General features: G+C 45.8%; 8 protein-coding genes. 5 read left to right on the top strand and 3 right to left on the bottom strand.

The window, feature by feature from the left end; all coding sequences use genetic code 11:
• Window positions 1–298 precede the first annotated feature (298 nt).
• Window positions 299–724 carry a hydantoinase B/oxoprolinase family protein gene (locus LJE72_RS25270; RefSeq protein WP_229250881.1) on the top strand — a complete coding sequence of 142 codons (426 nt, stop codon included), beginning with the start codon at window positions 299–301 and terminating at the stop codon, window positions 722–724.
• Window positions 725–1,110: 386 nt separating this feature from the next.
• Entirely contained in the window at window positions 1,111–1,641 is a 531-nt protein-coding gene (locus tag LJE72_RS25265) for a GNAT family N-acetyltransferase (protein ID WP_229250879.1), read from the top strand.
• Between the two features lie 137 nt (window positions 1,642–1,778).
• Here the strand turns inward: LJE72_RS25265 and LJE72_RS25260 are convergent, their stop codons facing one another.
• The gene (locus tag LJE72_RS25260; RefSeq protein WP_229250877.1) at window positions 1,779–2,714 is read right to left on the bottom strand and encodes a DMT family transporter; all 936 of its coding nucleotides are present in this window, start codon (window positions 2,712–2,714) and stop codon (window positions 1,779–1,781) included.
• 354 nt (window positions 2,715–3,068) lie between these two features.
• Between LJE72_RS25260 and polC the strand changes: the two genes are divergently transcribed.
• Entirely contained in the window at window positions 3,069–7,424 is a 4,356-nt protein-coding gene (polC, locus tag LJE72_RS25255) for a DNA polymerase III subunit alpha (RefSeq protein WP_229250876.1), read from the top strand.
• Between the two features lie 111 nt (window positions 7,425–7,535).
• The gene (locus LJE72_RS25250; RefSeq protein WP_229250874.1) at window positions 7,536–7,685 is read left to right on the top strand and encodes a hypothetical protein; all 150 of its coding nucleotides are present in this window, start codon (window positions 7,536–7,538) and stop codon (window positions 7,683–7,685) included.
• A 55-nt stretch (window positions 7,686–7,740) separates the two neighbouring features.
• Here the strand turns inward: LJE72_RS25250 and LJE72_RS25245 are convergent, their stop codons facing one another.
• Together LJE72_RS25245 and LJE72_RS25240 are read right to left on the bottom strand one after the other, a co-directional pair.
• A complete protein-coding gene (locus LJE72_RS25245) occupies window positions 7,741–7,968 on the bottom strand; it encodes a hypothetical protein (protein ID WP_229250873.1) in 228 nt (75 codons plus the stop codon).
• Window positions 7,969–8,073: 105 nt separating this feature from the next.
• Window positions 8,074–8,298 (bottom strand): hypothetical protein, encoded by a 225-nt coding sequence (locus LJE72_RS25240; RefSeq protein WP_229250872.1) that lies wholly within the window; start codon window positions 8,296–8,298, stop codon window positions 8,074–8,076.
• 244 nt (window positions 8,299–8,542) lie between these two features.
• Between LJE72_RS25240 and LJE72_RS25235 the strand changes: the two genes are divergently transcribed.
• A partial coding sequence (locus LJE72_RS25235; protein WP_229250870.1) for a DUF11 domain-containing protein occupies window positions 8,543–12,167 on the top strand: 3,625 nt, incomplete at its 3' end.

Raw genomic sequence — 12,167 nt, 5'->3', positions numbered from 1 at the left:
ACATGACCTCAAACCCTTCTGGTATCTAGCTTTTATGAGAATTTAGCAAACCCTACTTAGGGGCAGACACTTTACGATAATGCTCCGGTTTTTCACAATCTGAGGCTAGACCAAACATTTTATTCCGATCCAAATCCTGTCTGGCCTGCACCGGTCCCGAACAGGGTATCAATGACGGTGTCTTCGAGCCCCTGGAGATTATTGCGGAGGAATGCAGTATCTTCAGCGCCCAAAGGTCCGCGGCGGTATCCTGCAATTATGAATCCATGCAGTTTGCCTGGATTTGGTTTGGCAGGCCATGGCCCCGGTGGTGGAAAAGGGAAGGCTGACCGCGGGACATTTCCTTACGGTTGGCGCCTTTTCACTCTTAGGCACGCATTCCGTAACAGGGGAAACCTTTGTGGATGTGGGACCAATCCTGGGCGGCTGGGGCGTCGGCGTTGACCGGGACGGCGACAGCTCCCAATTCTGCAGCGGTGACGGCGAGACCTACAACATCCCCGCCGAAGTGCTGGAGGCCAAGTTCGGCTACCGTACGGAATACAGCCTGAACACCAACAGTACGGGTACAGGGGAGGCTACGGCCGATTTGATTATCCGGCCTGGGGGTTACAAAGGAGGACAGGACGGTTCGCCCAACAGCTTTGATTTCATCCGCAGGGAACGGTTTTCAATATCCAAAGGTTTGCCCTTCATGACGATCCGGGCATCCGGTGAGGATTAGGAATAAAGAATAAATAAAGGATAATTCAATAAATCAATTTATTGCTGCTCAGCTGATAAGTATCAATGGAATTCGAGAAATTGATTTATTGTTCGGAAATTTAACTAATGAGAGAATGATATCGCGGTGAACGGTGAATTTTGCATCAGCCTAGAAATGGAGACTTGGAGCCCCGGCATACCGCAGGGCTCTATTTACTTTGCTTATCTATTTTTTTCGGCTTTTTGGATTATCCCCTTATTGAGGTAGTCAATAAGCAAAGTAACGCTGTCGGTAACGCCTGAATGTACTAAGGTAACTTTTATGGAAAAGAAGGATAAAGACCTTCGAAGAGGAACAATTGTATGAGGGAATAATAATCTTCATCTACAAAGGAGAGGTTGAAAATGAAAGTAGTCCTACGAAAATATCAGGATACCGATATACCTTCAATGGTGAAAATTTGGAATCATGTCGTTCAAGAGGCTAATGCATTTCCCCAAATAGAACAACTAAGTGAAGAGGGGGCCAAAATTCTTTTTGATTCTCAAACCTTTACTGGAGTGGCAGCAGTGGAGAATCAGGTTTTGGGGTTATACATTTTACACCCCAACAACATAGGAAGATGCGGACATATTGCTAATGCTTCTTATGCTGTTAGCGAAAATTATCGAGGACATCATATCGGAGAAAAGCTGGTGCGTCACTCCATGAAAGTGGCGCGAGAATCTGGTTTTTTGTTATTGCAATTTAATGCGGTGGTTAGTACAAATGTCGGTGCGATTCATCTCTATGAGCAAATGGGATTTCATAGATTAGGAGTCATCCCCCAGGGTTATATGCTTGGCGACGGAAGCTATGAGAACATAATCGTTTACTATATTGAATTGAAATCGGAACACCCACTTATAGACCAGAAGTGGGTGTCTGGGAATTGATAAACTTCTGAGACAAATTCATCTGGATTAGTTGTTGTTGTTCCATTTATAACTTGTTTTACAGATCACATAGAAATGGCTGGACATTGTAATCGACTATTTGCGACAAAGAATTGAAGATGGTGTCGAGGATTCCCTCACTGAGAAGTTCCAGTTCTTCGACCAAGTTTTTTATCAGAGGAGTTTTTTCGCGGAGTTCCTAATTCAAAATTGATAATTACGATGGCAAAAAGTGTTATTAATCCACCGACAAGCTGGATGGCCAAAACACGTTCTTGGAGAATAAGGTTACCGCTGAGAACTCCAACAACTGGGATCAGATTTAAATAGATGGTTGTTAGAGCCACATCCAAACGCTTCAAGGCATAGTTATACAAAAAGTAGGCTACACATGAACAAAAAATTGCCTGAAATAAAATATTACCTAAGGCTATAAGCGAAACCAGTTTCCATTCTTTATACTCGAAAAGTGACAAAGGAATAAATAACAGGGTTCCAAAGATCGTTTGGTAGGTAGTTAAAAATAATCCCGAATATTTTTTTTGAAGAGACTTATTGACCAAAGTAAAAAATGCCCATGACACCATGGCAGCAATCATTAAAATATTCCCGAAAAAATGGGCGGAATTTAGTTCAACCCTACCATTGGCGGTAACAGCAAGGTAAGACCCTCCTATGGCTATGCTAACTCCCAGTAGCTTTATTAAGGATAGCTTGCCGTGGAAGAATAGTACATCTAAGGTTATTGTAATAATTGGAACGACGGAAACGATTAGGGAAGCGTTTGTTGCTGTGGTAAATTTGACTCCGATGTTTTCAAGGATGAAATATAAGGTGATGCCAAAAATCCCGCCTAAAACCATTTTCGGCAGATCAGATTTATCTAGTTTAGCCTTTGGCTCAACTTTTCGGATAATCAGCCCGAGGATTAAGGAGGCAATCATAAAACGGACAAGTGCCATTGTGATAGGGGGGATTTCAATAAGAGTTGCTTTAATGCTAACATAAGACATTCCCCAAATGATTATGACAGCAACCATGGCTAGATTGGCCTTCAATACATTTTTTTTCATAATTTCTCTCTTCTATATAACAAAATTGACAATAATCCATTATACTACATTGTTCCTATTATCGAAGTAGTTCATTGTGTATTAGTTAAGAAATATAACAGATGTAAAGGACTTCCATCAGATTTTTACAGCCCTCCAAAGTTAAAAAGGAAAACATTATTCATGCCCTCAAGCAGGAGAATATCTAGGCCCAGAAGAGTTAGGTGATTAGGTTTATCATCAAAGACCTTCTTCTGAAAAATTTACCTTTTCAGAGGAAGGTCTTTGATGATAAGATTAGATAAGATACTATTTAACGCCTAGTTCTGTGTGTTTTTTTATCGGCAATAATTTTTAGGAAAGACTGACGAATAAATGAAACGAATAAGTGAAATTTTTAGTGATTATGATGATTATGAAGCAGAGGGTAACCTCAATACTGCTATTGTACAAGCAGTGGTCTTAACTAAAAGTACCAAAACCCTGGAAATGAAAATCAGCTCTGATCAATATATTGAACTAAGAGAAATCGAATCCCTAAATCAGTTTATCAGGGAACGATTAGCCTTAGAGGATTCAATCATCACCGTCATTTACAGTGAGGGAACTAAGAGAAAACCTTTAGAAGAGGAACTCGAAAATATTTTATCATGGTTGGCCGATAAACATCCGGTCTTAAATGGAGCGTTTAAAAACTGTGACTATGAAATAATCAAAAATCAAACTATTAGATTTACCTTTAAAACAGCAGTTTCCTACTTATTAAAAGCGAGGGGTTACGATAAAAAAATCCAAGAGGCCATCAAAGACCTCTGCGACGTCACCTATCAAATTAATTTTGTGGATAATGTCAGCAGCGAAGAATTAATGAGACTGCAAGAAGATACACAAGAAATGGAAATTCTGCTTCTGCAAAAGGAAGCGACTGGAACACCAAACCATTATGCCTCAGAAATACCTAAGGAAAGTGGGCCAATAAAGTCGGTAATTAACGGAGAAAGGGACGGAAAAAAATCTGATCCTTCTCTGATTTTAGGCAGAAATGCGACTATCAAGGACAAGATCATTAAGATTACAGACATTACGCCGGATGAAGGCAGGATCGCTATCCGGGGTGAACTATCCAATATCGAAGCCAAGGAATTAAGAAGCGGCAAAACCTTAATTTCCTTTGATTTATATGACGGCACGAGTTCCATGACTTGTAAGTCCTTCCTCAAGCCCGATGAAGATGGTGAGATAGTAGCCAGGCTTAAAAAGGCTAAGGGAGTCAAGTTGGCTGGAAATGCCGGCTTTAGCCAGTTTTCCGGGGAAATTGAGCTTATTGCCAATACCATTGTCGAAACACAAGGCTGGAAAAAGGCTCAGCGGCAGGATAGAGCAGAGGAAAAGCGGGTCGAGCTGCACATGCATACCCAGATGAGTCAGATGGATGCCATGACCAGTGCCACGGATCTGATTAAAAGAGCGATGAGCTGGGGTATGAAATCCATAGCCATTACGGATCATGGCGTAGTACAGTCTTTTCCTGAGGCCCATAAGCTCTTAGGACGGGAAAATCCGGACATGAAGGTTATCTATGGAGTGGAAGCCTATTTGGCTCCGGATAAAAAGTCCTCGCTAACCAACGCCAAGGGCCAGAGTATTGATACTACTTATTGCGTGTTGGACTTAGAAACCACCGGCTTCTCAGCTGTAACGGAAAAGATCACTGAAATTGGAATCATGAAACTCAAAGATGGCAAGGTCATCGACCAGTTCAGCTGCTTTGTTAATCCGGAAAAGCCCATACCGACAAGGGTAATAGAGGTTACCAACATAACTGATGATATGGTGAAAGATGCGGAAACCATAGACCAGGTCTTTCCTAAATTGCTGGATTTTATTGAGGGAAGCGTTTTGGTGGCCCATAATGCTGAATTTGATCTGGGTTTCTTAAAGCATAATGCCCGGGTCTTAGGCTGTGACTTTGATTACACCTATTTGGACACCTTGTCCTTGGCGAAGGAGCTCTTTCCGGATTACAAAACCTATAAATTAGGAAGAATCGCTAAGAATCTGGGCTTCAAGGTGGAGGTAGCTCACAGGGCCTTAGATGACGTGGATACCACGGTTAAAGTTTTTAAGGTCATGCTGGAAAAACTGAAACAACGGGGAGCGGAAACCCTTGAGGATATCGATCTCTATGGCTCCGATGAAGATGCTAAGAGGGTGGAGTATAAGAAGCTTAAAACCTATCATGCCATTATCTTAGCCAAGGACTATGTGGGATTAAAGAATTTATATAAGCTGGTTTCCTATTCCCACTTAGATTATTTCTATAAAAAACCGCGGATATTAAAGAGCCTCTATAAAAAATATTCTGAAGGTTTAATCATAGGCAGTGCCTGCAGTGAAGGCGAGCTTTACCAGGCAATTTTACTGGGAAAATCCGCTGAAGAAATTGAAGCCATTGCTAAGGACTACGATTATCTGGAAATCCAGCCTTTGGGGAACAATGATTATCTGGTCAGAACAGAGCAGGTGCCGGACAAAGACTATTTAAAGGAAATCAACCGCAAAATTGTGGCTCTGGGTAAAAAATTAAATAAGCCTGTCGCCGCCACCGGGGATGTTCACTTCCTGGACCCGGAAGATGAGATCTACAGGCGAATCCTGGAAGCGGGTCAAGGCTTTAAGGATGCGGATAATCAGGCCCCCTTATATTTAAAAACCACCGAGGAAATGCTTGAGGAATTTTCCTATTTAGGAGCGGCAAAAGCCTATGAAGTGGTGGTAACCAACACCAATCTGATAGCCGATATGTGCCAGCCCATCAGTCCTATTTCAGCGGAGAAGTGCCCGCCTCATATTGAAGGTTGCGAGCAGACCATTAAGGATATTACCTATGAGAAGGCCCATGCCCTCTATGGAGACCCCTTGCCGGAAATTGTTCAGCAAAGGCTGGATCGAGAGCTGGATTCCATCATCAAAAATGGCTTCTCTGTTATGTATATCATTGCCCAAAAGCTGGTCTGGAAATCCAATGAGGACGGCTATCTGGTAGGCTCGCGAGGATCGGTGGGTTCCTCGGTGGTTGCCTATATGACGGGGATTACGGAAGTTAATGCCCTGCAGGCCCATTATCGGTGTTCCAGCTGTCAGTATTCGGACTTCTCCGATTATGGGGTTAAAATCGGCTTTGATTTGCCGGATAAGGTGTGTCCGGTTTGCGGAGAAAAGCTGGCTAAGGATGGCATCGATATCCCCTTCGAGACCTTCTTAGGCTTCAATGGGGATAAAGAGCCGGATATTGACTTAAACTTCTCAGGAGAATATCAGGCCAAGGCCCATAAATATACGGAGGTTATCTTTGGCAAGGGTACAACCTTTAAGGCCGGAACTATCGGGACTATCGCCGAAAAAACAGCCTTTGGCTACGTGAAAAAGTATTATGAGGAAAAAAGCCGTACCGTAAACAAGGCAGAAACTCTGAGAGTCTCCAAAGGCTGCACAGGGATCAAACGAACCTCAGGGCAGCACCCGGGAGGTATCATCGTCGTACCGAAGGGACGAGAAATCTTTGAATTTTGCCCCGTTCAGCATCCTGCGGATGACTCCAATTCAGAGATCATAACCACCCATTTTGATTATCACTCCATTGATTCAAACCTCTTAAAGCTGGATATCCTGGGTCATGACGACCCCACGGTCATCCGAATGCTTCAGGATATCACCGGAGTAGACCCTCTAACCATACCTATGGATGATCAGGAGACCATGTCAATCTTCTCTTCCACAGAAGCCTTAGAGGTAACCCCGGAGCAGATCAATTCTAAGGTCGGAACTTTTGGAATTCCTGAGTTTGGCACGAAGTTCGTCAGAGGAATGCTTTTAGATACCAAGCCCAAAGCCTTCACAGATTTAATTTGTATATCCGGGCTTTCCCATGGTACGGATGTCTGGCTGGGAAATGCCAAGGACTTAATCGATGCGGGAACCGTGACCCTAAGTGAAGCCGTGTGTACCCGGGATGATATTATGACTTATTTGATTAGTAAAGGTCTGCCGCCCAATACGGCCTTTAAGATCATGGAGCTGGTGCGTAAAGGAAAGGCTTTATCGAACCCGGAAAAATGGGCTGAATATGAAGCTTTAATGAGGGAGCATAAGGTACCGGAATGGTATATCGATTCCTGCCGAAAGATAAAATACATGTTCCCTAAAGCTCATGCGGCAGCTTATGTCATGATGGCCTTCCGCATAGCCTGGTTTAAAGTGCACATACCCCAGGCTTATTACGCAGCTTACTTCACCATTCGGGCCAAGGCCTTTGACGCTGAATTTATGATCTTCGGCAAAGAAAAGGTGAAGGCCAAGATGAAGGAAATTGAGGAACTGGGTAATGTTGCTACCCCTAAGGATAAGGATATGTACGATGACTTGGAATTGGTTTTGGAAATGTATGAAAGGGGCTTTAAATTCCTGCCCATTGATTTATACAAATCCCATGCCACAAAGTTTCTCCTCGAGGAGGAGGGCATAAGGCCGCCCATCAACAGCATATCCGGCATGGGAACAGTCGCCGCTGAAGGTCTATACAACGCAGCCCAAGAAAAGCCCTTCAATTCTGTAGAGGATGTGAAGAAACGGGCTAAGATCGGGAATGCTACTATCGATTCACTTCGCAAATTCAGCTGCTTTAAGGGAATTCCGGAAAGTGATCAGATGAGTCTTTTTGATGTGATTTAATTGCTCTGTGCTTCAATAAGTGAAAACAACAAGCCACCGTTCACAGGCGGTGGCTTGTAATTGGTTAAATGGCTAACTGTTTTAAAAAAGAGATTAATCAGGGGGATCATTATGAAACTATTGAAATTGAAATTGAAATTAGGCTACGTTATAAGTCAATTATCTATGGTCAAAAAAGGCAACAAAAAACCCTCTCATCCCCAAAAGCATATGGGAATAAGTTGCAAAAATGGTGTTCGAATTATCCTGGTTCATGCTTAGTTCGCATTCTCCCTATTGCCTTGTGGCATATAGATGGTTGCTGCGTAGCAGAGCATCAACCCATTTCAGTTAGCTTATTTCTAGGAACAGGATGTTCCGCAAAAGGCCGTTGGTCCTCCAGTGGATTTGCATTACTTCGCCAGCGTTGTAATGTACGCAAACTGATTTCCATTTCTTTGCAAGCCATCTCTTCATGGGCGCCCGCCTGAGTGGCTTCTTTAATCAGCAGTATGGCCCTTTTGCGATCTGAGGCGCTGATCAAACGTCCTCGCCGTCTCCCCATATCGCATTTATCTTTTTTCTTAGAACCAATAAAGCGGCAATTTCCGCTAGAGCAGCTTCCTTACGTCGGAGTTCTCGTTCTAAAGCCTTAATCACACGATCCTTCTCACTCACGTAAGTCTTTTTGAAAACGTGTGGCTTGCTGAGCAACTCCACCATTGGCCTGCATACAGGCATCACGCCAGGCTTGAACCTGTTCAACATAAAGGCCTTTGCTTCGGCAATACTCTGCTAGTTCCACTTCGCTAAGAAGGGCTGTCTCCATCACAATCAGAAACTTATCCAGAGTGCTCCAGCGTTCAACCTCCTGTTCACCGCTTGGAACCGCCATTCCCTTGGTTCGGGCTTGCGTTCTCCATTCTTTTTCTACCTCACAGTGTTTGGTTTGCTTGCCTACACTTCTGCGAGGTTTGAAGAGATGAGATTTATTAGTCCTTAGAATTATCTGTGATACAAGGCAAAGTTTAAAATAAACTATTATTTACAGCTTAGCACTGAATATGAGTGACATTTATTGGCTGCAGGAAATAGTATGTTACAAAGTAAATGGCCTTGACAAAAGGAGTTGTAAAAATATGCCCTTTATCACAAGATATTCAACCATAACGAATGGCGCAATGACATTCACGGGAAATACACTCGGCCTAAGTCAACTAATCAATGTCAATCAGGCCGGAACCCAAGGCAGCATCGGAGCCTTTGTTACGCTTTCGGGAACACAAGTCCCAACGTTTCCCATCGGAACAACCTTAGACTATTTGGATAACAGTTCTGAAGCAATCTTAAATATTCCCCCCGGCAGTACAATACTGTATGCTGAACTCATTTGGGGAGGCAATTATCTCTCGGGTAGTCAGGATATCAGCGGATTAATCAACGATTCGATTACGTTTACCACTCCGCTGGGAAGCAATATAATTGCTCCCGACCCGGCGACAGCAAATCAACCCACCTTTGTCGTAGTAACCACTACAATAGGCTTTTACATGCGTTCTGCCGAGGTGACCGGTCTCGTCCAAGCGGCAGGCAGTGGGACATACTCTGCCGGTGGGGTTCCCGGGCTGCTTGACCCAGCATTTGCCTCAACCTTTGACTCGAATAATGCCGGCTGGACCTTGGCGGTAGTCTATGGAAACCCCAGCTTGCCTGCCCGCGATATGAATCTTTTTGTAGGAGCTGAAATAATTCAGGGAAGTACCAGCGTGGACATCCCGGTCAGCGGATTCGTTACTCCGGCTCTAGGTGCAGTGGCCGGTCGAATTCTCTTAAGCGCCCAGGAAGGGGATGCCAATATTGCCGGTGACCAAACCCTTTTCGGACCGACAGTGGGGAGTCTGGGAATCCTTTCCGGACCTAATAACCCGGCTACTAACTTTTATGGTTCTCAGATCAATAACGATTCCGGCAATCTTGACACAACCGGAACATTCGGAGACCGGAATCAAGATCCTTTTACTTTGACAAATATCGTTGCAGGCCGCCAGGGCTGGGATATAACCAACGTTGATGCCACTCCTTATCTAATAAACAACCAAACTGATGCTGTGCTGCGACTGAATACGAGTGGGGATGCTTATATGCCGAACACCATCGGCATCCAGATTGATGTCAGTGCTCCCAATCTGCAGCCGGTCAAAAGCGTAGATAAGGATTTTGCCGCGGTAGGGGATACCCTGACCTATACGGTGGTTATTCCCAACAATAGTCTGGTTGATGCAAATAATGTTATATTTACAGATATTGAACCCCCCGACACGGCCTTTGTCCCCGGCAGTTTTACGCTAAATGGCGTGCCTGTTTTAGGGGCAGATCCCAATCTGGGCGTAAATATCGGGACCGTTCCGACAGGCGGTTCAGCGACCGTTACCTTCCAGGTGATAATCCAGGCTTTGCCTATCCCTAACCCGATCGTCAATCAGGCAGTCTTGAACTACGAGTATCAAAGCAGCGTCGGAGGGCCCATTCTGAGCGGTTCGGCAAACACCAACCAAGTGACAACCCAGGTAAATTCAGCTGAGCTGACGATGGTCAAAAGTGTGGATCAAGCGTTCGCCACCATCGGGGATACCCTGACCTATACTACGGTCATTACTAATACAGGCGATGTATTGGCCAGTAACGTATTCTTTGAAGATATTCCTCCGGCAGGATCTCTGTTTGTGCCAAACAGTGTGACGGTAAACGCTGTCGCTCAACCCGGGGTTGATCCCGGCGTGGGGTTTAATATCGGCGACCTCGCAGCGGGAGCAACTGTCACCGTAACGTTCCAGGTGATTGTTAATTCACTCCCTGTACCCGCCCAATTAATCAATACGGCAACGGCGACCTTCCAGTACCAGATTGACCCTGGACAGCCTCCCGTGACAGAAACAGCCAGCAGCAATCCTGTCACCACCCAAGTGAATGTGGCTGCGGTCAGTGTGGTCAAGAGCGTCGATCAGGCTACGGCTATTACGGGAGATATCTTAACTTACACGACTGTGATCACGAATAACGGCAATATTCCCTTGTTAAATGTTATCTTCACAGACACTCCACCGGCAGGCTCAAGTTTTGTTCCCGGCAGCGTAACTGTTAATGGTGTCCCACAGCTCTTACTGAATCCCAGTCCCCCCGGATTTTCAATCGGAGACATTCCCAGCGGAGCAGCCGTTACGGTAACCTTTCAAGTTCTCGTAACCGTCGTGCCCGTGCCGCCGACACTTCCGGAGTTGATTAATACCTCAACCATCGATTACCAATATGAGATCGATCCGAATTTACCGCCCTTAAATGGCACAATGACCAGCAATCCGGTTATTACCGAGATTATCTTAGGAGAGCTGGGAGTCGTTAAAAGCGTGGATCAGGCCTTCGCCACGGTAGGGGATACCCTGACCTACACCTCCGTAATCACCAATCAGGGGAATGTCGAGGCCAGTGACATCTTTTTCCTGGACGCCCCTCCGCTAGGCACCGCCTTTGTCCCGGGAAGTGTCACGATCAACGGAGTGCCTCAGGCCGGGCTTGATCCTGCCCTGGGCTTCAGTATCCCGGCTGGTCCGCCCAATGACGTCCTGGCACCGAGCGGAGTAGTGACAGTAACCTTTCAGGTGACAATATCCTCTCTGCCGGTCCCGCCGCTGTTAACCAATCAATCGTTAGTAAACTACCGGTTCGGGGAGTCGCCCATTATCGTCACAGCGCCCAGCAATCCGGTCACAACTCAAGTGAATGTAAGCGCAGTTAACGTGCTTAAGAGCGTCGATCAGGCTACGGCCATCACCGGGGATACCTTGACGTACACGACCGTGATTACCAATAACGGCAATATCCCCTTGCAGAACGTGATCTTCACAGATACTCCGCCGGCCGGTACGAGCTTTGTCTCCGGCAGTGTCACGGTTAACGGTGTCTCTCAGCCTTTAGTCAACCCGACCCCTCCGGGATTCTCAGTCGGAGATATTGCCGTGGGAGCAACCGTTACGGTAGTTTTTCAGGTTCTTGTAACTGTAGTACCTGTGCCGCCGGCACTTCCTGTCTTAACGAATACTTCAACCATCGATTATCAGTATCAGATCGATCCGAACTTGCCGCCGTTAAATGGCACAATGACCAGCAATCCGGTGGTCACTGAGGTCATCCTGGGAGAGCTGGGGATCGTCAAAAGTGTGGATCAGGGGTTTGCCACGGTGGGAGATACTCTGACCTATACCTCCGTGATCACCAATCAGGGCAATGTTGAGGCCAATAATATCTTCTTCTTCGATGCTCCTCCGGCAGGCACCGCCTTTGTCCCGGGAAGCGTCACGATCAATGGGGTACCGCAAGCAGGACTTGATCCTACCTTGGGCTTCAGTATCCCGGCGGCTCCTCCCAATGATGTCCTGCCTCCCGGGGGAGCAGTGACCGTAGGCTTTCAGGTGACCATATCGGCCCTGCCCGTCCCGCCGCAGGTCACAAATAATTCCCTGGTAGAGTACCAGTTCGGGGAGTCACCGGTAATCGTCACAGCAGTAAGCAACCCGGCCACAACTCAGGTCAATGTAACTCTGCTCAACATGGTCAAGAGCGTGGATAAGGTCACGGCTATCACCGGAGAAATCCTGACCTATACGACGGTGATCAGCAATACCGGCAACGTCCCCTTGTTGAATGTCCTCTTTACGGATACCCCTCCGGCAGGCACCAGCTTTGTTTCCGGCAGTGTCACCGTTAACG

This window comes from Desulfosporosinus shakirovi (assembly GCF_020595055.1).
Lineage (GTDB): Bacteria > Bacillota > Desulfitobacteriia > Desulfitobacteriales > Desulfitobacteriaceae > Desulfosporosinus > Desulfosporosinus shakirovi.
The sequence above is the reverse complement of the archived record's forward strand: the minus strand, read 5'-3'. Positions and strand labels throughout refer to the sequence as shown.